This is a genomic window from Peribacillus sp. TH27 (assembly GCF_016650915.1).
GTDB lineage: Bacteria > Bacillota > Bacilli > Bacillales > DSM-1321 > Peribacillus > Peribacillus butanolivorans.
Genome location: NZ_JAEKEV010000002.1, coordinates 4,206,496 through 4,229,769 on the forward strand (window position 1 = coordinate 4,206,496; position 23,274 = coordinate 4,229,769).

General features: G+C 37.1%; 14 protein-coding genes and 1 pseudogene. 10 read left to right on the plus strand and 5 right to left on the minus strand.

Annotated features, from left to right (window positions below):
* Positions 1–172 precede the first annotated feature (172 nt).
* The gene (locus tag JFU24_RS21660; protein ID WP_201250460.1) at positions 173–1,342 is read right to left on the minus strand and encodes a DNA cytosine methyltransferase; all 1,170 of its coding nucleotides are present in this window, start codon (positions 1,340–1,342) and stop codon (positions 173–175) included.
* A 217-nt stretch (positions 1,343–1,559) separates the two neighbouring features.
* On the opposite strand from JFU24_RS21660, the gene JFU24_RS21665 reads away from it, so the two are divergent.
* The 6 genes from JFU24_RS21665 to JFU24_RS21690 all read left to right on the plus strand — a co-directional run bounded on the left by JFU24_RS21665 (position 1,560) and on the right by JFU24_RS21690 (position 12,317).
* Entirely contained in the window at positions 1,560–1,982 is a 423-nt protein-coding gene (locus tag JFU24_RS21665) for a DNA mismatch endonuclease Vsr (protein WP_201250461.1), read from the plus strand.
* Positions 1,983–2,480: 498 nt separating this feature from the next.
* Positions 2,481–3,233, plus strand: a complete 753-nt coding sequence (locus JFU24_RS21670) for a hypothetical protein (RefSeq protein WP_201250462.1) — start codon at positions 2,481–2,483, stop codon at positions 3,231–3,233.
* A 504-nt stretch (positions 3,234–3,737) separates the two neighbouring features.
* Positions 3,738–5,495, plus strand: a complete 1,758-nt coding sequence (locus JFU24_RS21675) for an AIPR family protein (RefSeq protein WP_201250463.1) — start codon at positions 3,738–3,740, stop codon at positions 5,493–5,495.
* 13 nt (positions 5,496–5,508) lie between these two features.
* The gene (locus tag JFU24_RS21680) at positions 5,509–7,983 is read left to right on the plus strand and encodes a UvrD-helicase domain-containing protein (RefSeq protein ID WP_201250464.1); all 2,475 of its coding nucleotides are present in this window, start codon (positions 5,509–5,511) and stop codon (positions 7,981–7,983) included.
* Positions 7,980–10,646, plus strand: a complete 2,667-nt coding sequence (locus tag JFU24_RS21685; RefSeq protein ID WP_201250465.1) for a hypothetical protein — start codon at positions 7,980–7,982, stop codon at positions 10,644–10,646. Before JFU24_RS21680 ends, JFU24_RS21685 begins: the two co-directional genes overlap by 4 nt.
* Positions 10,647–10,658: 12 nt before the next feature.
* Positions 10,659–12,317 (plus strand): 3'-5' exonuclease, encoded by a 1,659-nt coding sequence (locus JFU24_RS21690; protein WP_201250466.1) that lies wholly within the window; start codon positions 10,659–10,661, stop codon positions 12,315–12,317.
* A gap of 328 nt (positions 12,318–12,645) precedes the next feature.
* Here the strand turns inward: JFU24_RS21690 and JFU24_RS21695 are convergent, their stop codons facing one another.
* A complete protein-coding gene (locus tag JFU24_RS21695) occupies positions 12,646–14,259 on the minus strand; it encodes a restriction endonuclease FokI C-terminal domain-containing protein (protein ID WP_201250467.1) in 1,614 nt (537 codons plus the stop codon).
* A gap of 618 nt (positions 14,260–14,877) precedes the next feature.
* Positions 14,878–16,836: an oxidoreductase gene (locus JFU24_RS21700; RefSeq protein WP_201250468.1), complete on the minus strand. Its 1,959-nt coding sequence runs from the start codon at positions 16,834–16,836 to the stop codon at positions 14,878–14,880.
* 358 nt (positions 16,837–17,194) lie between these two features.
* On the opposite strand from JFU24_RS21700, the gene JFU24_RS21705 reads away from it, so the two are divergent.
* The 3 genes from JFU24_RS21705 (at position 17,195) to JFU24_RS21715 (ending at position 20,810) form a co-directional block, all read left to right on the plus strand.
* A complete protein-coding gene (locus tag JFU24_RS21705; protein WP_201250469.1) occupies positions 17,195–18,970 on the plus strand; it encodes a sigma-54 interaction domain-containing protein in 1,776 nt (591 codons plus the stop codon).
* 97 nt (positions 18,971–19,067) lie between these two features.
* Positions 19,068–19,208 (plus strand): hypothetical protein, encoded by a 141-nt coding sequence (locus tag JFU24_RS21710; RefSeq protein WP_201186537.1) that lies wholly within the window; start codon positions 19,068–19,070, stop codon positions 19,206–19,208.
* On the plus strand, positions 19,209–20,810 hold the full coding sequence (locus JFU24_RS21715) for a sodium:solute symporter family protein (RefSeq protein ID WP_190270934.1): 1,602 nt from the start codon (positions 19,209–19,211) through the stop codon (positions 20,808–20,810).
* A 350-nt stretch (positions 20,811–21,160) separates the two neighbouring features.
* On the opposite strand, the gene JFU24_RS21720 is transcribed toward JFU24_RS21715, so the two are convergent.
* Positions 21,161–22,078: an aldo/keto reductase gene (locus JFU24_RS21720; protein ID WP_201250470.1), complete on the minus strand. Its 918-nt coding sequence runs from the start codon at positions 22,076–22,078 to the stop codon at positions 21,161–21,163.
* 273 nt (positions 22,079–22,351) lie between these two features.
* Between JFU24_RS21720 and JFU24_RS30430 the strand changes: the two are divergent.
* Positions 22,352–22,528: pseudogene (locus tag JFU24_RS30430) on the plus strand (M14 family zinc carboxypeptidase); the annotation flags it as partial.
* 473 nt (positions 22,529–23,001) lie between these two features.
* Here the strand turns inward: JFU24_RS30430 and JFU24_RS21725 are convergent.
* A complete protein-coding gene (locus JFU24_RS21725) occupies positions 23,002–23,214 on the minus strand; it encodes a hypothetical protein (RefSeq protein ID WP_201223211.1) in 213 nt (70 codons plus the stop codon).
* Positions 23,215–23,274: the final 60 nt, after the last annotated feature.

Below are 23,274 nucleotides of genomic sequence, written 5' to 3' on the forward strand. Positions count from 1 at the left end.
TGATCCAAGGGGAACGAGATATGATGAAGCACAGCTTTAATGTAACTAAAAGTGAAAATGAAAAATGTTGAATAATGAAAAAATATTCAAGTATTGTTTGAAACTGTTTAAAGGTTAATTTTTTAAGTTAACGAAGGAATCAATGCCCTTCGTTAACTCTTTTTTTACTATTCTATAAGTTAAAGACAGCTTGTTTCTCTGTTGCTGATATGTCTTCATAAGTGATTTTTTGTTTACCTCTAAGGTTTTCCAGCTGAAGTTTTGGTGCTGGTTGAACATGCTCGTAATCTATACCGGCAAATGTTTTAAGAATAGCTTCAAATACGATTTGCGCTCCATGTGGTGGTACGGCCATTCCTATTTGTCTGCGTACTGCTTCTTTATTACCTACAAATTCAAAATCATCTGGGAAAGTTTGAAGGCGTGCTCGTTCACGATTAGTTAGAGCACGCAGTTCATCCCAATGATACATATGGGTGCCGCCTCCGCCGCTTCCGGTTACAGTATAAGCTGGCCGAGTTGGATCCAATCGCTTGTAAATCGAGCTTAATCTCGCTCCTTTTACTTTTAACTGCAAATGTTCTGGAATTCCAGGATACCAAGCGTTGCTACCAGGGGGAATATAGCTAAGCATTTCTTTCACTTTCGCAGTGTGCCTCGGCATCTCGTTGTTTGGCGCGTTTTCAGGAATCGGCGGATTTGTAATGGCTTCATAGGAAGTTTTATAATCAGTAGAAGCTAATGTTGTTGGAGCAGGCACTTTAAACTCTATTCCCTTTTCAGAGAGGTCGTTTCTGATTCCGACAATAATAATACGATGCCGCGACTGCGGGACTCCGTATTCTTGGAATTTATATAGGTGTGGAGTCAGTTTATATCCACATTCTTCAAGTTCAGTAAGAATCTGGATAAAGGCTTGTCCTTCATTCGCGCTTTGAAGACCGCCAACATTTTCTGCGACAAAGAACTTTGGCTGATATTCCTTTAACACTTTCACCCCGTAAGAATATAACGGGCCGTAAGTTCCGTCTAATCCGTGCTTCTCACCAACCTGGCTGTAATCGTTGCAAGGAAATCCGAAGGCAAAACAATCGATATCTCCCAGCACTGATTTGTCACCGATGGGCAAGTCTTCTACAGGACCGCAATGTACGGATGAATCTTTTATATCTCCACAAATATTTAGTCGATAAGTTTCACAAGCTGTCGAATCGTAATCATTCGACCACAAGTGCTCAATCCGCATTTCTTCACCGGTTTCCGGATGAATAACTCGTGCTTTTTTTGCGGCTAAGCTCAGACCACCTGGACCGTTAAAAAGTTCTCCTTTTTTGAAAATCATATGGAACATCGCTCCTTGGTAGTAAAAATAGAAAATATGTTCTTGCATACTGCTATGCTATTCATTCTACACCTTTTAGTGAAAAAATGCAGCCCTATAAGCTCAAGAATAATTAATTTAATATCGAAATATTATATAAGTGAAAAAATGCATTTCAATTTTGTGTGAATTTCCTATTAAAGGGAATAAGTCAAAAGAGAAGAAGTGAGGGATTTCTGTGGGAGATACAATATCTAAAGAGGAGCGCAGAAGAAATATGAAGGCCATTCGTTCCCAGTCAAAATTAGAAAACTGGGTTTCCCGGGAGCTCTGGTTAAGAGGGATACGATTTAGAAAGAATGATAAATCATTATTTGGCAAACCTGACATCTCCATCAAGAAATATAAAGTTGCTATATTTCTTGACTCTTGTTTTTGGCATGCTTGTGAACTACATGGGAATAGGCCTAAAAGTAATCAAGAGTACTGGGATAAAAAACTGGCACGAAATAAAAGTCGGGACATCGAGGTAGAGGATTTTTATAGGAAGAATAACTGGAAGTTTAAGAGAGTTTGGGAGCACGAGATAAAAGAAAACCCGGATGAAGTGGTTAATAATGTAGTGGATTTTATTGAACGTGCAAAAAATGAAGGAATCTGATCAAGTTTTTAAAGCTCTGGCTTTTCCGACTGTATTTTTTTAGCGTGTCTTTAAGAAAGTGAAGGGTAATATAATTATTTGGGAAAACATTTAACAAGGACCGAACAGCATTTTAAAATTTTTATAAAATTCAGCCATTTTTAGCAGTATAATAGACCTATGATCTATTTATAAGAGTGTGCACATAATATAAAGCACTGGGAGCCCCGATATGCTTCGACCTAACCAGCAGGTTCATCTTACCTGTTATTATTTTAGCAGCTGTCTAGATTGTCAAAGTAAGTCTGCCTGGGACTGCGGATTACTGAAATTATCTGAGTTAAACATGAGGAATCTAAAACTAGAGATAAGGCAGATCTTTTGTTCGAAATGCGGGGAATATTTTACCGCAAGAGTTATTGTTAAAAGAGCAGACTTTCAAATAAAATTCTTGGCCGCCGTGTGATTTTTGTTCAGTTTATTTTAATAATTTGGATGGAGTGGAATATTATTAAAATTTTGTTAGGAAAAAATGATATTAAAATTTGCTATGAATTTGCTGACAAAGCCTGGGGCGACCAAAGTCAAAAACATTTTGGCGGTACCCTAAGGACTAAAAAACAATTTATTGCCGATCAAATTGAGGGAAAAATGGCAGAGCTCGTATTACTGAAATTTTTAGCACAGAAAGGCATGAATATAAATCTTGATTTTCAACATTATGAGGGTGAGCATAATACTGATAATGGAGACTTCATGATCGCTTTACAAGACAGGCTGATAGAAACCAGAGTGGATATAAAAGGTTCCTCTAATTTTGCTCAGTGGCTTTTAGTAGAAGACTATAAATTCATTGATCCTCGGACGAAACAACGAAAATCAGATGCATTTGTAATGGTTTGTTTTGGGGAGTCATTCCCCGGCAACCGTGCTTTGAGAGAAAATCCTCAGATCATTATAGATCAAGAGTATGAAGCACAGGTAAAAGGATGGGCCGCTTTCGAAGATTTTTATGAAACTGGGGACAGGGGCCAGTTTTGGTTTGAATGGACTAAAGGCAGCCTGCCATGGAATCAAAGGGTGCTTCCAAAAACGTTTCCTTTTAATAGAAGGGGATTAGAGAACTATTTAGCTAAATCATTACCCAGTACTGAAGAACGTGGGGGAAATACGAGAATAAACATTCAGCTTGATGCAAATATTAATTACGGTTTACCAATAAAATGGCTGAGAACTGACTGGGATGAATTTGTTGCTCTTTTCCCTATCTAAAAAAATAATAGTTGTTTTTAAAGCTGAAAGCAGACAGCTGCTTAAGCTTTGATCAACAGGATGTTAAAGAACAAAAGAGCAGGTACTAGTGATAGGGCTTTTTTGTTCTTTAACAAGCTATATTATATTTTTATAGCAATATCCGGTTGCCAAAAAAACCTCTTTACAATTTTTTGCGACAGAATCCGCGTCTGTATAATTCCTTTGCTGCTTATTTTTCAAGTTTGTATTGTACGTACAGCCTTCATATTTTTCATTCTATTTTCTGGGGGAAATTATCTTCCGTCTGATTTACCGTCTTAAAGCAGTTACTTTTCCTTATTAATCTGTCTTAATTGTCGCAAAATTATAAACTCATAAACAATCTTTTCTAAAAAAAGATGCTGCTTTCATTTCCTAAAAATAACGAACTAAGTTTATAAAACATTTTAATTAATTGATTTATACTGATATTAGGACATTTTCGTAAAATCTAGTAATTCAAAAAGAAAAAGGTGTAATACTTTGGATACAATCGACCAGTACTATTTAAATATATTAGACGAAGTGCAAAGCAGAGCAGAGATAAACAGTATCGACAGGAAACAAGCTTTTTGTGAAATTATCAGTGATTACTTGATTGAGGGTGAAGTCTTTGCTTCACCGAGTATTTGCGCATTTAAAAGTCTAAGAGACGGAATATCTATTGATGGCTATGAACTTAGTGAAGAAATGAATACTTTACATGTCTTTATTTCAGATTTGGACAGCGATCCTTATAACAAAGTCATAAGCAAAGAACAAACGATGAATTTAATACATCAAGCTGAAATGTTTGTTTATACTGCAATAACAGGACAGCTACATAATATGTCAATCAATTCAAATGAAGACCCGGAAATTTATGATTTAGCCATGACAATCAGTGAGAATAGCCAGTCAATTCGGCATGCTTCTATACATGTTCTTACAAACCGCATCTGTGAATTAGAAGACATTTTACCGGAAGAAGATATCGAGACCACCCAGACAACTTATCACATTTGGGATTTAAGAAAGCTATATAGTTTTAATGTTGAAGGCAAACAAATGGATGAGTTGCACATTAAGTTGAACGAACAGTTTAACGAATCATTGCGCCTTATAAAGACACCGGTTGTCAATAATACATACGAATGCTACATAGGCTATGTTTCAGGATCTTTGCTTGCAAAGGCCTATGAATATTACGGGAACCGTTTAATGGAAAGAAATGTCCGCTCTTACTTACAAGCAAGGGGCAAAATAAACCGCGGAATTATTTCTACAGCCAAAAATGATCCCTCTATGTTTATGGCTTACAATAACGGATTAACAACAATTGCAGAAGAAGTGAGATTTTCCCAAGAAGAAAAAAGCGGTTTTGTAGAAATCAGTGAACTTATAGGCTGGCAGATAGTGAACGGTGGTCAAACTACGGCTTCATTATACAGGGCATACACATCAAAAGAAGATTTGTCAGAAATCTTTGTACAGATAAAATTAAATGTGATTAAGGATATGAGCCAGAAAGATGAATTGATCTCAAAAATATCTGAGTATGCGAACAGCCAAAATAAAATTTCTATTTCTGATTTGCGCTCCAATGATGCTTATCAAGCTGATCTGGAACGCTTGTCCTATAAAACACCGGTTCCACATACTGCAGATCCTGCAACAAAGTGGTTCTATGAAAGAACGCGCGGGCAGTACAATGTAGAACTCAACCGGCATGGTGTTACTCCTGCCAAAAAAAGAGACTATCAAAAGGAGTTCCCTAAGAATCAAGTTATTACTAAAACGGAAGCTGCTAAATACATGATGAGCTGGGAACAGTTCCCGCATATTGTAAGTAAAGGGGCAGAAGCTAACTTTCTTGAATTTTGCAACAAAGTCAGAGAAGAGAAGATAAAAGCAGATGAGAAGTATTTCCGTCATTTGATTGCTAAAGGCATATTGTTTAGAGAGACAGATAATTTAGTAAAGTCACTCGGTTATAAAGGCTATAAAGCAAATCTTGTAACCTACTCAATTGCGGCAATTTCTTTTTTGAAAAAAGAAAATCTAGACTTTGATAAGATATGGAATCGTCAAAAAATTGATGACGAGTTAAGAAAAGAGATAGAGTTTATAATTTCATTCTCATGGAAACACATTACGAATCCGCCTCAAGAAGGAGCTAACGTAACGCAATATTGTAAAAAAGCGGGCTGCTGGGAATCATTTCAGGAAAAGCTAAAAAATCAAACCTTGGTTTCGCTTTAGGAGAGGGAAAAACATGGAGCAGGTTTATTCAGAATTAATAATAGCTAAAAGCCGACTAATTGATATACAGGACATTTATAGAAAAGTGATGTCCGGGACAAAAATTATTATTTTAACAAATCAAGAAGTTAATTGGCCGGATAAAGAAAACGAGAAACTTTTGAAAAAGAGTATGATGTACCAAGTACATTGTGATGTCGATTTTTTATTTGAACAAAATTATTTGTCTTATCAAAATGGCAAGGGTTTTGACAATATTTATGAAGAACTTAAAAATTATTTTCCAACTTTTAACGCCGAGCAATATATGATTGAGCACAATACTAAAGAGGAGTCTGTTTTGGTTGCTGCGGGGGCTGGTTCAGGAAAGACGACGGTTATGGTTCAAAGAGTCTTGTTTTTAATGAAACATGAGAGCGTATCTCCCGAGAAGATCGCAATGATTACCTTTACACGTGAGGCAGCAAAGAATATGTTTGAAAAACTGAGTGAGGCTCTTTTCCTCCGATTTAAAATTACCCAAAGAGCAGAATATTTAAGAGATATCGAAAAATTAAATGGTATCCAAATTAGCACTATTGATTCATTTCTGTATAAGATGTTTCGGCAGCTTGGCGGCGGGCATGGGCTGAGTCCTAATGTGAGAATTCGTAATTATAAGCAGGAGCGAAAGGAACTGATTGAACAAGCCGTCGATGCATTCATAAGTGAATATACAGATAAAGTTGGGGAAAGCTCTTATTTTGATCGGCTTCTTTCCAACATTCGTGACTATGAGTTAATTAAATTAATTGATGACTTTTGGTCAGAGTTTGAAAAAAAAGGAGTGCAAATACAGTCTAAAGAAGTACTTGATTCGTTATTCGGCCAAGTAGATGAAGTACACAAACCATTGCAAGATTTAATTGTCCAAGTGCTGGATGAGTGTGAAAAATCTTTCAGCAAAATACAGGAGGACGATAATGCAGTAACTTTAAGTTATATGTCTAGAATTATTGATCAGCTTCTAAAGAGTAATTCTAATTTATTCAGAAACATCAGCTTGCCCCATAAGTACTTATTTATAGATGAGTTTCAGGACAGCAGTGACTTTCAAATTAAACTGGCTCAAATGATGAAGCAACAATTGAATGTCAGTCTTTTTGTCGTAGGCGATATAAAACAGTCTATCTATCGGTTTAGAGGTGCCGACGACAATGCTTTTAACAAAATTAACCCTCCTGGATCTGCTGTGGAGGAGAAAGTTTTCTCTAAGTTTTCTTTAAATCAAAATTATCGTTCCAACAAAGATCTTTTATCACTCTTGGACAAAAATTATTTCTCTAATTGGGGAAGCGAATTTAAGTATGGAGAAAATGACCGGTTAATATCTTTTAAAGTTATAGAAGAAGGAGCAATACCGTTATACATTAAACCTCTAAATTATGAAGAAAAGGATGAATGCGGTTCAACGGTAATCAACTGGCTAAAAACTGCAGCGAAGCAAACTCAAGGGAAGGAAAAATCTAAGATCGCAGTATTGACTCGTACTAGAAGAGAAGCTCGATTAGTGGCAGAATGGTGTGCGGATGAACAAATACCTTATCATTTAGATATCGGCGGCACTTTATTTGAAAGTGAAGCTACCCGCGACCTAAACCGTCTTCTTCACGCTCTTTTATATCCAAATGATACACGCTATATTTCGGATTATTTGACTACCCCTTACAGTCGATTTTATTTGGAGCCATCTTTTCTTTTTTCTGCAGATGGAAAAAAAGAAGAGTTATTAAAGTTGTTAGATGATTACACAGGTCAGCTAAAAGAATACCAAAGAGAAGTTCGAAGAATTCCAGTTTTATCTTTATTAAGAATAATCACAGAGGAAACTGAAGTTGTTAACAGATATTTCGAGCGGCAGAAAAAGCAAGGGCTCAGCCCCGAGGATGCGAAACGAAAAGCGCTCTCATATGAATTAAATCTTGGCCGTTTATTTGATTTGATGGTCCAGCAGCACAGTAATGATTATATGTCCCTTCCATCACTTTTATCATGGCTAAACATTCAATTAAAGACGAATAGAAATGAAGATGAAGCCAAAGATGAGGAATTAACCAAAAATGCAGTGAATATTTTAACTGTCCATCGTGCTAAAGGATTGGAATACCATACAGTTATTATACCGTTTACAGACAGATATTTTCATACGACCCTTTTTAAAAGTGGAGTTGTTTTTAATACTAAAAAAACAAAAGCAGGTTGGAAATTTGTTGTAAATAGAAGCAAACAAGCAAACTCAGAAAAACTAAATTATTATAACAATGAATACGGAAACTTGGATGATATTGAACGGAAGGCAATTACGGCTGAAGAATTAAGGTTGCTATATGTAGCAATGACTCGGGCAGAACAACAGTTGTGGATTATCAAATATACAGCTAAAACTAAAGAATGCTGGGCAAAATATCTTCCTGTTTATAATTCACCAGAAAGTGAGAAGTTTCTATGAATAATATAAAGATAGTTACATATTCTAGTCCACAAGATTCTATAATATCTGAAATCTGTGACCGTGAAGATGTACTTCATATTTGTGCAACTGCAAGTCTTACTGAAGCGATGATAGGGAAATTTAATAAGCGAAAGAATGTTATTTCTGCTAAGTGGTTTATCGATGCCCTCCTTGATGAATGGATGGACATGTCTACGAAATTAGAGCAAATGATGAGTTTATCAGAACTAGTTCGAAAAGGTTCAAAGGAAAATTTAAAAGATGAGCCGATCACACGGGCTGTTCGCCGCCATAAATCAGATGCATTATTAACAATTAGAATGCTGACAGAGGTTGGGATTAAACCGCAGGACTTATATGAGTTCGGAAGAACGGAATATGAAAAAGAACTCTCAAAACTGTGGGAGAAAATGGTTGAAAAAGATGAAGAAAGCGGCCACTTTAAAAAATTAGGATCATTCAATTTTGCAATAAAACGTCCATTTGCTTTAAAAATGATGATAAATGAACGGCTGAAAGAGAAGTACAATAAAGATATAGAAATTAGAGATAGACTTAAAGTATGCAAAGACAAGCTGAATTTAGAAGGTTCCGTTGTTTTACATGGATTCTACTTTCTTACGCCTATTCAGCAAAGCGTCTTTCAGACTTTGAAAAAAGCAGGGGTTAATATTACTTTTCTTCAACTTTATAATCCTGAATACCCTGAAACATTTTCTTTTATTGAAAATGTTTTAGGGGAAGAAAACGGGTGGATTCCTAAATCTAATTGGATAGTAAAGAAAGAAGATGAAAACCAGGAACATACATTAGCCCCGAAGGTTGCTGGTTTCTTTGAAGATCGTCCCAGTATGCATCTAAAAGAACATGATAAGAAAAGAGTTACTCAAGTTTGCTATAAAAACTTATATCAGTGGATGAAAGACTTCAAAAAAGATTTTGAAAATTTGGAAGAAGGGCCTCACCATTTAACGGTTGTAAATCAAGAGCTCAATACCAAGATAGAAGAATTTTTTCCAGAGCATTCTCTGTCGGAACGAAATTTCCTTTCTTATCCAGTTGGTCAATACTTGCTTCATTTGCATAAAATTTGGGATCAAGAAAAGAAAAAACAAGAGGTAGATCTTATAACCCTTCAGGAATGTTTCGTCTCGCCGTGGCTTCACACTGTGGACAGAGTTACAGGAGAGAAAAGATTTGCATCGGATTATGTATACCAAATGCAGTTTCTTGACAACTTCTTTCCGCCTAAAATGACTATGCAGGAATGGAAAGTGAGTATAAAAAAGTTAATTAAGGATACAGAAAACAGCCCTTTTTTAATAAGAGATATTCCAGGAAAACCAGAACATCATAGATTTTTAGATGAAATAAAAAATCCTATAAAAAAAGTAGCGCCTTATTCCATCCCAGCTGAGGATTGGAAGCTAATATTAGAATTTCTTAGTATTATGGATTCTCACATCAATATTCTGTTTAATGACATGGATCATCTTTTCTCCTTCAAGGAATATTTTGGTCTTCTCGGTCAAATTATTACAAAGCAGTTGCCGGAAGAAAAGTTATTAAAGCATGAAAAGGAAATGCTGAAGAGAATAAAAAAAATATCTTACTACTATGAATCAAGCCCAAGCGGAAAGCAGTATCATATTGAGGATATTGCGGAAGCCGTGCACCTTCTCCTCTCAGCTCAATTTGAAGAGGAGCCCAGCCCGGAAGTGAAGCAGGAAAAAAAGGCTCTACGTATTCGATCATTCGCTGAAATAGATGGAATTATTTTTGATGAAAAGCGAAATATTCATGTATCCGGCATGGATGAATTTTCTTTTCCTCATTCTGAGTCATCTATCCCTTGGCCTCTTACCATTGAGACAGTGAAAAACCTGTGTGACAAAGTTGATTCTCTAAAGGTGATGGTAATAAGAGAAAAACATAAGGATATAATTCCTCGTTTCCTTTTCTATATTCTTTTATCAGGAGATCAGGAGCTTACGCTTTCTTGGTTAAGAGAGCGCGGCGATAAAAATTCCCTTGGTTCTTCTTTCTATCTTAAGATCTTGGAAGAGGTAGATCAAAAATCAGAAAGTTATATTGAGGAGATTAAGGATCCAACTACTCCTTCTGAGGAATTAAAGAATGAGACTGCAGTCTACAGTTCTGAACTGAGTCATTATTCTGATTATGCTTTATCAGAACTAAATATTTGTCAGCGGAGATTTTTTTACAGTTATCTGACACAACCGTTTAGTGTATATACTTCTGACTTTCATTACAGCTTTATATACGGAAATTTGTACAAGTTACTTTCCAAGTTCGACCCTAAACCCGCTTCTTTAATAGAAGATGTCTTTCCTTATTGGACTAAATTTAAGCAAAAGGCGAAAGCAGCTACCGCAGAAAGTTACAGTAATGAGAGAATTCAATCTTTTGAGTATGCCGACGAAAAACATCAAGCCTTAAGTGGGATAAAATATTTAATTAACCTAAGCAATAAGGAAGATGGCTGGAGGAGAGCGTGGAAGAATGAAGGGTATAATTTAACTCAATCTTCTATTGAGCTATTTAAAGCAAGCCCAAGTTCCAGCTGTAAGTACTGTCCTCATGAAAAGTTTTGTCCATCAGCGAGATACGCGGTTGATGATGAAAGATATGAAGGGTAGGGAGGAAAGAACATGAACAGAGAAGTTGCTGAAGATTCTAGTTCTAATAAACTTACTTGGAATTCTTTTTTGAAATGGGTATCTTCTTCTAAATCAATTCACCATTCTTCTATTGAATATCAGACAGAAAAGCTCCTGCACAATATTACTTTAACCAAGAAGCAGGTAGATATTGTATTAAAGGATAGTAAGTTCCTGATGATTAAAGGTGGAGCAGGTAGCGGAAAGAGCCTGTCCCTTATCTCAAGAATGATGGGTAGAATGCTTGAGGAGGACTCAGGACGGTACCTTTATGTAACATATAACGAAAAACTAATTTACGATATGTATCGCCGGCTTAAACAATCGCCGTATTATGCAGCCATAAAGGAGCGTCATATTGCTAAAAGAAATGTCCAGTTTCACACATTTCACTATGCAGTAAAAAAATTACTTGATGAAGTGAATATTTTCATTCCTGAATTCAGTACATCACCTCAACAACTGCAAAGAAGTAATGATATGATGATTCGTCAGCTTCACCGTGTACTACAGGTTCTTGATACAGAAGAGTTCGCAGATATGCCTGCTATTCACAAAATCAGAAAAGAGAAAAATGTGGACTTCCTGCGAGATGAATTTTTATGGATGAAAGCAAATAACTATCTTACTGAAACGGATTATATTAAATTTGAGCGTGTAGGCCGCGGTAATTTGCCCGGGATTTCTCGTGAACAAAGACGGACAATTTTTAAATTATTCGAAAAATACAGGGATGAACAGGTTTCTGTTTTTCACGGAAGGTTAGATGCAGAGGATTACGCATTACAGCTGATTCAAAATATACGAAGTATACCAGACTCCTTAAAATATGATCATATTTTTATTGATGAAGCTCAAGATTTTCAACCAATGCAACTCTATGCTTTAGCACTTTTAACCAAAGGAACATTGACTATCTGCGGGGACGACAAACAAAAAATTTATAAAAATAGTCCTTATTCTTACAGTAAACTGGGGATTGAAATTGATCGGAGCAACAGCTATGTACTTGAAGGGATTTTTCGCTCTACTCAACAGATTATGACCTTGGCAAACTCTCTGCAATTTAACAGGGGAGAAGAAGAGATCCTAGAAAATGAAAAGTATAACAGCGAAGGCTCCATCCCAAAGTTATTGTATTTTCCGTCTTATCATTCTCAAATCCAATTTATCATCAAAGATATTCAAAAAGTAAAAAAACATAACCCGGAAGAAACTGTAGCAGTTATTCATCGTTTTCACAATATAAGGCTTGAAAATGAATTAAGCACAACTTTAGGAAGGCACTTTTTAACTAAAAGAGTAGATGAAAAAAATGAAGCAGGCTCAGAGCGACATGTTTATGTAACTGATGCTCATTCAGTAAAAGGGTTGGAGTTTGATCATGTTTATATAATTAATTTCGATCAAAATAATTACCCGCTTCAAACAGAATTATCTTCATTAAAAAAATATAATAAAGACTCATATAATACAAGTCATTATGAAGAGGATATGAAGCAGATTTACGATAGGGAGAAACGAGTACTGTATGTTGCACTAACGCGGGCAAAGAAAACAATAACTCTTAGCTATAACGGATCTGACTGGGAAAATATCTCTCCTTTTGTTTTTGACTTTGTTCCAGGAGATTATAAATTTTCTAAATAATAAACGGAAAACCGCTGGAATAAATAGTCTTAATTACAAAATACCTGCACCAATCTTGTGTGTTTTTTTAAAAAATCTGAAGGTATATTGAAATTAAATCATTTGCCAATGTTCTTAATCATACAGAACCTGCAAATTGGGAGAAGGAATTAAACGAAATGCTCACAGCTGGACAAAGAAAAAACATCCAGGAAGAAAAATTGAAAATTCTACAGAAGGGCCAAACGGCTCTTACTATCGCACTTACTACAATATTAAAGAAGACAGTTAATATTTAACTGTCTTCTTTTTGGCAATAATTTATCTATTTGTTTAAGCGTAAAGAAAATTAAGAATCGCCGGAATTAAGCTCATTAATATTTGCTTTAGTTATTACCATACTGGATGTAAACAAGTTATAAAGCGACTCTTGACTAAAATGATTTTTTCGATGAAATTCCAGCAAGTAAAGTAAATCTTCAGCAGTTATACCACACCCTTTTGCCCCGGTTTTAGTTTCAATTCTTCGTGAATTTTTTTCGAAGCTTTTACCGAAACTTTCTGCAACGTAAATGAAGAATTTAGCTTTGTAGGATGGAATATAGCCGCTTTCTTCCACAGAAATCCTGTTAAAATGGTCATTAGGAATACTATATCCGCTCTCTGCTTTACAATCGATTAATCCATTTAAATTTAATATTTCAATCACCACATCAGGAGATTTTCCTTCTTTTCCTGTCCATCTTGCTTTGTCCTGGCCGAGCAGCTCCATAAAGATTTTCGTTGTCGTTTTTTCGAAGTCTCTTGCAAACGTTCTGCCGCTCTTTGAATAAATTAGATACTGTTCCGAAAAGTAATCGGAGGGTTCTTTTTTTAAGACCTCGTTAACCACTTTATTTGCTGTTTCTTCTGTGGTTCCGGTGCTTTTAGCAAGAAGAGCAATAAACTTCTTATCGATCATTTCTGCAGTCATAGGGTTATTTTGAAGTTCTTCTGCCAGTTTAATTTTCAAAGCAATTTCACCGCTTTTACGATTGGAAGATTGAGAATGGGTAAATTTCGATTTGGATGGATCCATTCCCAGCCGCTGTTGAAACTCAATCTCACTTCCCAGTTCGTATTTAAAAGTTCTTGGTTTTTTATTAAGTCTTTCTTCCACTTCTTCAATAACATCTAGGTCGGATTTTAACCAGAAGGACCCTTTAGAACGCTCAATAAAACCGCTGATTTCAATATTGTTAATAAAAGTATTAGCGATATTGTTGTACAATTCGCTTGGACTCAAAGCATTGCCGCTTTTTCGATGATCGACTATAAGTTGAACAACCTTATCCAAATCACTGTCATTTTTGGCCATCGGGATCACAAACTCCGCAAGTTCTTTCTGAGTTAGCCTAATTACACCGTCATCCTCCAATATAGATCCATCATCGACCAGTTCTTCTCTCATTAATAGGTTGAACAGAAAGCGATACGGAAAGATTTCAATTTCTTCATCCATTTTAATAGAAGCCGAGTAAGGTGACGGATAACGGAATTGAAATAACTGCTCAGTTAAAACGCTTGCAGGATCAGTAGCCGTAAGCATTTTTTCTCCTTGATACGTTAACTGAATACACCCATTTTCATCAAAATAATAAAGTCCTAAGGCCGCGATTAAAGCCACATCTGTTCGAGCACCGCCGGGGCTTGAATCAACAAAACCACCGATTGATTTCCCTCTTAAACCGTCATTTTGCAGGTGCTCATCGCGTTTTAAGTGATTTGAGCGATCACCTTTCCATTTGGAACCGATAATTTTATTTTTAAAATCAGATCTAATCATCTGAGAAAGCCCTGTCCATTTCCTGACGGATCGTGGAATCATCCAATAATCAATAACTTTGGATTCTTTTGATTTAGGCATATTATCTGCTGTGACTTCTAAATTTCCTATTCTCACCACATCACTTTTTTCAATCATTGAGGTGTTACCGACTTTTATAATTGAAATTTTTTTTTTTTTGCTAACTTCAATACGGATACTTGGGATAACGTTAACAGCTTTGCTGCTTCAGCTACAGAAAGAAGCTTATTTTCCATGAAAAACACTCACCTTTAAAATTAATTATGTATCATTTCGATGTTTCGATCTTACCACAGCTATTTTTATTTTTGACAGCTGTTTTTAATTTTTATCTTTGAATGAACTAAAAGATTTTATCGGAGGCATATAATAAGAAGAAGTTTTCGTAAGTTAATCTAGAGGCTTGGCTTTGCCTTAGATAACCAAACGCCTTGTCTAAAATTGTTTGACCTCAATGTTTTCTATATATCAAAGATTTTTATTGAAGTTTTAGAAATTGTAGAAATAATGGATATACTGGATTTTAGAATATTTTAAAAATTAAATTGGAAGGTATGAAATTTAGCGATAAGAAATGCACCATAAGTATGTTGCTCATACGGTAGTAACGGCTTTGTTTAATATGACCAAGGATATTTGTGAGTATCGACTTCATTATCACTTTGAGCGGAAGGCTAAGTAAAGGAACCCATTCTCAAAAAAAGAGACATCCCACAAAAGGAATGTCTCTTCTCTTCACAAACTTATAGCACTCATCATCCCTTCATGTGTCGCTTCTTCTATGGTACGCGGACCAAGGCAGTCTCCTATCTGCTTCACGATGGGAGCATGACCTTTCATTTCTTCGAATAGCTCTGTATTGGGAATGCGGCCAAGGGAGAGGACGATGGAGTCCCAATTGGTTAGTTCTTCTTTTTGTTGGGTGAATAGATTCCGGATAATGACGTGATTCTCTTTGATTGCCCCGATATCGTAATGGGGAAGGAGTGTGACGTTTAGGTTGTATAGTTTTTTTAGGTATTCATTCCTGAGATATTGGTGAACGGTTTCACCAATGTGCAGTCTGGATGATATGAGTGTTACTTTGTGGCCTTTTTCGGCTAGGTATATGGCTGCTTCCATGCCAGGCCAGTCACCGCCAAAGTCGAATACTAAGACGTTGTCCCCAACCTTTTTAGTTGAGCTGAAGAGGTCATCACTCATGATGATCCGTGGGTCATCCATTCCTTCGATGGCTGGTGTATAAGGTCGTGAGCCTGTTGCACAGATAATGGCGTCCGGTTTCCATTCGGAGACTTCCTGGACGGTGGCCGTTTTGCCTAATTGCAGGTTGACCTTGCTTCTCATTAATTTCCGGGAATAGTTATCGAGCATCGATTCTGCCAGTTCATGTCGCATGGGTGCTTTGCGCATGGTGCGGAGCAGGCCGCCGATTGATTTGCTTTGATCGATCAGTGTAACGGAATGACCGAGTGAGTCCGCTGTTATGGCCGCCTGTAATCCGCCAGGGCCGGCGCCGATCACTAGGACATTCTGTTTGTTTCTCGTTTTCTTTAATTCTGGTAAAATCCATGCTTCTTTACCTGTTGTTGGGTTTTGGACACAGCCAATTGGCAGTCCTTTATGATAGTGACCTATACAGGCTTGTAAACAGCCGATGCATGCATCGATTGCTTGCAGGTCACCGTTCTTTGCTTTGTTGGGCATGTCAGGGTCGACGATTAAGGCCCTGGTCATTCCTACTACATCGGCTTTACCTGTTGAAACGATCTGTTCGGCTTCAACAGGGTCAACGATTCTATTACCGACAAAGACCGGTACGGCTCCTGCCATCCTGATTTTGAATCCATGGGGTGATAGGTAAGCGTGCTTTATGGGTGATGGCGGCACGATATGTGTTGATCCCTCGAAGGTACTTGAATCTCCGGCTGTGACATTAATGAAATCCAATCGGACTTTTTCCGCGAGATATTCGACTATTTGCACGGAATCCTTCATCGTAGTCCCATCCATTGTCAATTCATCTGAACTCATGCGAATGCCAACTGTAAAGTCTTCCCCAACTCTTTCCCATACTCTTTCCAAAATCTCTACAATGAATCGCATCCGATTTTCAAATGTGCCGCCATATTCATCTGTACGCTTATTTGTATGTAGTGACCAAAACTGAGCAGGAAGGTATCCATGTGAACAGCAAATTTCCACTCCATCAAGTCCGCCATCCTTTGCCAACTGTGCTGAATGGGCGAACCCTTCAATCACTCCTTCTATATCTTCTAAACTCATTGGTTTTGGCATAACGCCGAAACGCAAGCTAGGTACAGCAGATGGCGCCCAAGCGGCATTTCGATAATCACTCGAAACAACTTCCCTTCCGCCATGAAATAGTTGGGAGAAAACCCTCGTTCCATATTTATGGAGTGTTTCGGAAATCTCTGTGTAGGCATTGACAATCTTTTGGTCATATCCTGCAATCGTTTTGGACGTAAGCATGCCGGATGGATGTACGGATGCTGCTTCAAGGATAATTAATCCGACACCCCCTTTAGCGCGAGCTTCATGATAGGCAAGCATATCCGAAGTGGGGATTCCGTCAGTAACATGATTGGTTTGATGAGCTGTACTTAAAATTCGGTTTTTCAATTCAGTATGACCAATCGTTAGTTGAGTAAATAGATTCTTGAATTGAGTCATAATCATGACCCTCCCTAGTTTTAGATAGTATGAGAGTGTAGATGGCTTCAATCCAATCGCCTTCTAAATATCTCTATATAGGTTCAATATGCAATAATCGTGCCGTGCCACGAAAGTGTATGATTGGGATCAATCTAAATAAATAAACCGTTTTTTTCACTTATGTAAAGAGGGAATTGATTACGAATCGAGTATTCTATATAAACTGAACCTTTTTTGAAAAGTGATGATTCTTTTTAGGTTCGGTTCATATTTGTTGATATATAGACATCCGTTGCTTGTGATAGGGTCACTTATTTTTAGTAGTACAAAAAAATGTAACAAAATCGGTTCGAAATAATAAATTTGGGGTGATTGGATGGATACCGAATTAAAAAAGGAATCACTAATTGTATTTTCCGATATATCTATTTTGGATATAAAGTCATTACTGAAAATACATTCATCTCCTTTTATTGTCATGAAAAACCACTTGGAAATCCTGGGCATTTTAGATGAAGGTCTCTTTTTGAAGAAATTAGATAGCGTGGGTCAAAATCAGAAAATCATTGAATATCTTAATCAATCGTTTGTTGTTGTAGATGATTTAGATAAGCTAAATGAAGAGGATATGAGTCACTATGATTTTGCGATTCAACATAGTGATAACCAATATAGATGCTATCCGATATATGAAGTCAGGGGAATGATACTTAAAAAGAAGCTTAAAAGCTTAATAAGTCTAAATAAATCACTAAATGAAGAGTTAGAGGTGACAAGAAAGAAAGTAAAAGAGCTTACCCAAATCTTACATTCCAGTTATGATGAAATTTTCGTAACGGATGCAAACGGGGACACGTTATTCGTGAGTGAATCATGTAAGAAACTTACAGGGCTACCGCCGGAGGCCTTTATTAATAAGAACATTAAAGAGTTAGTTGAAAAGGGACTGATCGTCAATTCCGTTACATTAAAAACAATGGAAACAAAAGCGGTCCATTCAGCTGAACAAACCTATCCGCATGGATTGACTGTATTCAGCACAGCCAAGCCAATTTTTGATGAAGAGGGGAACTTGTATAGAATTGTTTCGAATTCCAGGGATATCACGGAATTGGTTGAGATGAAGAGTAAATTGAACAGAGTGAATCTTAGGAACCAGCGTGCCCAGCATGAAAATTCACAGAGTAAGAAAACCGTGTCCTTCAATAACTTCATTACAAATTCCGATAAGATGATAAAAGTTTTGGAATTAGCTGAAAAAGTCGCCCCGATGGATTCATCGATCTTCATACATGGAGAAACCGGAGTCGGAAAAGGGGTTTTAGCAAGGATCATTCATGATCTTAGCAATAGAAAGGATAAGAAATTCATTCAAGTTAATTGCGGCGCGATTCCATCCGCTTTAATTGAGTCCGAGCTGTTTGGCTACGAAAGCGGTGCCTTCACGGGAGCCAATAAGCACGGGAAACAAGGGCTTGTTGAGAGTGCTGATGGCGGAACGTTGTTTCTTGATGAAATCGGGGAAATGCCGCTCGACATTCAAGTGAAAATCCTGCATCTAGTCCAGGACAGAACCTTCATGAAGGTGGGGGGAACCAAGGAGAAAAAGGTGAATATTCGCATTATCTCCGCTACGAACAAAGACTTGAAGCAAATGATCAAGATTAACCAGTTTCGCGAAGATCTATATTATCGGTTGCATGTCGTTCCAATGGAAATACCGCAGCTGCGCGAGCGAAAGGAAGATATCTTATTATTAACCGATAATTTTCTGAAGAAATTCAATGAAAAGTACGGTCAATCGATCACTATAGATGATCATTCCAAGTTAATTCTGCAGCTGCAGGATTACCCGGGTAATGTTCGGGAATTGGAAAATGTAATTGAACAAATTGTCGTGACGGCTAGAAAACCAATCGTAACGATAGAGGATTTGCCTTCCGACTTGACCTACAAAGATACGGCACTAGTCAATTTAACAGGAATCATTCCCTTAAAAAAAGCATTAGAGGAAACAGAAAAACAATTATTGTCTCAAGCCCTTTCTACATATAAATCCACCCGGAAAATGGCCAAAGCCTTAGAGGTAAGCCAAACGACCATCATGCGCAAACTTGGCAAATATCAATTTGTATATGATGAGAGTAATTAACTATAACCTTTGTTGATATCTGAAAATTCTAAAAGTTGGTATGGATATTGCATACTTCACTATTGATTATTTTCAATTTTGATAAGGGGGTCAACAAATGGGAGAGTTAATTTTTAGCTTGAGTTATGGGGGTTCATTAATTGTCATGGGGTGGATCACGAACGTTTTTCTGATTAAAATGAAGAGAAATCAAGAGGCAATAAAAGAAAAAAGTCCGATTGAAAAGGTGGGGATGTAAATGGCTTTCCTCATAGGAATCATCGTATCCTTTTGTGTTTATGTATCAATCGGTATTTTTTTATTCAGAAAAGTGAAAAGCTCTGAAGAATATTATGTGTCGGGACGAAGTGGAAACACATTGATGATTACTGGTACTCTTGTTGCTTCTTTCTTAAGCACCGTATCATTTATGGGGGAAGCGGGATTTTCCTATGAAGGGTATCCTATCCTGCTACTTATCCTTGTTATCTTTAATGCAAGTGGCTATATATTCGGGGTTTTTCTTTTTGGAAGATATTTGAGAAGAAGCAAATCATTAACGGTTCCTGAGTATTTTGGTAATCGCTTTCATTCCAAGAAAGTACGACTGGCCGCTGCTATTACTACAATTCTTGGCATATCTGCATACTTGGTTGCTGTTACTCAAGGAGCTGCGGTTTTGTTGGCAGAGGTTTCTGGTGTTTCATATCCGATAGCCTTGATTATCATGTGGCTAGTCTATTCATCATTTACGATCCTCTCTGGGGCGAAAGGCGTTATGGTAAATGATACAGTCATGTTCTTTTTATTCTCAATCGCTACTTATCTTAGTTTTCCTTATATTATTAAATCTGCAGGTGGATTTCCTAATGCCATTACAAAGGCAGCGAATCTAGCTGAAAGGCCTGATTTATTAAGTTGGCATGGTATTACAGGACCAGGTGCCTCTATGGGAACTCCTTGGGAAGCATTGGCCTGGGCAGTTATTATGGGCTTAGTTTGGGGAATAGTCATTGCCGTAAGTCCATGGCAAAGTAGCCGATATTTAATGGCTAAAAATGAACACGTAGCGATTCGTGCTGGTGTTTGGGCAACAATATCGATTTTGACAGTCTATCTATTTCTCCATATTAGCATTTCAACTATAACTACCATCAAAGCAGATATCGCACCAACTGAAAAGGTATTTATATGGGCAGCTATGAATATTGTCCCTACGTGGCTTGGAGTTATTATTGTTAGTGGAATCATGGCTGCTGCCTTATCTTCCTGTTCGAGTTTCCTTCAGATAATAGGGAGCAGTATAACACGAGATATCATGGAACAATCAAGAAATAAGGAATACACAGATAAATACCTTTTACGTGCCAGTCGAATTTCCATGGTTATTATTAGCTTAGTTATTTTATTAATTGGTTTGTTGCAACCACCTGCTGTAATGTGGATTGGCTACTTTGCTGCTACATTATTTGCAGCTTCGTGGGGTCCAATAGCTTTTGCAAGCGTATTTTCAAAAAAATTAACAAAAGAAGGTGCCTTCTGGAGTATAATTTTTGGTTTCTTTGGTGTTATTCTTGGTGAAAGCTTAGGAATGTTCGGAGTTAACCTTCCTGTGTACTTTAACCCTGTGATTATTGGTTTAATCCTAAGCATAAGCGCATTAATTATTGGCTCTAAATATGGAGTGATTACCAGAGAAGAAAGAGAATTTCAGGAAAATATATTACAAACTCCCATTGAAATAGATGAGAAAAAAGAAATGAATATTACTCGTAGATACCCAGCCTATTTAATGATTAGTGGAGCTATGATAATCGTAACGACTCTACTATTTTATTATTGGCCAATAAATATAAATTGAATGATAGACATATTAATTAGCGTATTATAAATACACTAATACAGGAATTATATAATATTTTTCACTCATTTAAGGGCAGGGGAAATCCCTGCCCTATTATTGTTTGATAGTAAAACAACTTTCTTAAAAACATGCTACTCAACTTCACCCCTGTTTACCCCAAAAACAACCCGGATACTATACTATAAAAAGGAAATGAGGGGAAAACCATGTGGAATGTGGTCTTTTTTGCTGAGTCTAGTCAAAAACAAAGCACCCTTTGGTCAATGAAGACTTGAGGGTGCTTTGTTATTTGGCCGTGAAGGGGCTTCTTTATGATAGATCTGATCTTCATTACACAGAATAAAGTTTTAAGGCAGCACATTGCCTGCTTCACGATAGATACCATACCATTCTTCACGCGTAAGATGAATATCGCTTGCCTTACAACAATCCTTTAACCGGCCTTCATTCATCGTACCGATGACTGGTTGCATGTGTGCGGGATGGCGTAAAAGCCATGCAATGACGATAGTCGTGTTGCTAACCTCATACTTGTCCGCAATTTCATTAATCTTTTGATTCAATTCAGGGAACTTGTCGTTTCCAAGGAATACTCCCTCAAAGAATCCGTATTGGAAAGGTGACCAAGGCTGAATGGTGATATCGTTCAGTCTGCAAAAATCCAGCACACTGCCGTCTCGGTTCACAGCGTGGTCATTGTCCATATTTACATTAAATCCATTGGAGATCATGTTGGCGTTGGTGATGCTTAATTGCAGTTGGTTTGCCACAATCGTCTGCTTCACCGACTTCTTCAGCAACTGGATCTGCATCGGATTCTGGTTGGAAACGCCGAAATGGCGCACTTTTCCTGAACTTTCAAGAATATCGAAGGCCTCCGCTACCTCTTCCGGCTCTACTAACGTATCCGGACGGTGTAGAAGCAGAATATCAAGATAATCCGTTTTCAGCCGCTTCAAGCTTTTGTCCACCGATTCGAGGATATGTTCTTTGGAAAAGTCAAACATCCCCTTACGTATGCCGCACTTGGATTGCAGGATGATCTTTTCACGAATGCCCGTGTTCATTCCGATGGCGTCCGCGAATATTTCCTCACATTCGCCACTTCCATAAATATCAGCATGGTCGAAGAAGTTCGCACCCTCTTCCATCGCCGTTTGGACAAAGTGCTCAGCCTCCGCTTTGTCCAACGAATTGATTCGCATGCAGCCGACTGAAACGACCGGCACCTCTAATGTACTGTTTCCAAGTTTCATTGTCCTCATGATTTATGTCCTCCTTATTTGTAATTGAGTACATGGTGTGTGAGTCCGTCACCTGCAGAGAAGAAATGGTTCAACCTTTCATTTCAGCGGGTTGCCCAGGTCTGTCTTAACGTCACAAGTAAATCTGCGTATCTCTTTTTGATTGTGACACACAGTCATAGTAGTTTTCAAGATTTACTAAATTTGTTATTAACCTTGTCCTCCGTTGTACGTAGCAAGCAGTTGCTTTTTAATCTCACGAAGTTTAATAGAAGTTGACGGAAAATTTATAAATTTGAAGTTAGTGGACAAACACAAAACTTTGGGCAAAAAAAGAAAGGCCAGCTAGTAAAAACAGTTGAAACGGGTCTAATGGGTATTATCAATGGTGTAACAGATGGATCGGTTCATAATCTTAATCCATCAGACTATGAAAATATTCCTGAAAGTTCATCTACACCGGGAATCTAATCACGTTGAAACCTAATTTTAAAGGGGGCTGTCTCAAAAGATAAATGAACTTTTAAGACAGCCCCACTAGAATATATTGATTCAATATATGCAGAAAGGAGTGTTCGTTTGGAAAAGGAAAACCTAAAAAAGTTTAGTTGGCAGCAATAAATACTAATGTTCATGAATCTCACACAAATCTGTTGAGGGGTTCTTTTTTTTGTTCATAAGATATTACCAAAAACATCGGTTTTAAGGAAAAAAATAAGGGGCCTTTTTGGTTTCATTTAAAAGCATATACTGCAACTAATAAATTAAAGGGGAGGAAAGTAAAATGGATTTTGGATGGGATAACAAAGAGGTATATATAGGGACGAAAAGAAAACGTGGATTAGGAAAGAAAGGATTTTGTTTTGGTATTAAAGGCTCTCTTGGGGAATTTTTTATCCTAATCCACCATAAAGTTAAATTTAGCCATGACTTTTCAAGAAACATCACAATTCGGTATATTTCCTTTCAATCTTCCTAAGTTCATCTGAAAGTCCAAATAAGGTGTGTAATACGGCTGTTTGAATATATAGATTCATATAATTATCATTGCTCTTCTTCTGAAAAGATAAATCATGTTTTTCATCAATTATTCGAGTTATACAATCATTAATTTCTCTCCACATTTCTTTCGTTGCTTCTTTAGTTTTAATCTCCATAATCTCCCACTCCTTTTTTATTAGTCTATCCACTCTATTAAATTCTTATTCTTTTTTTTT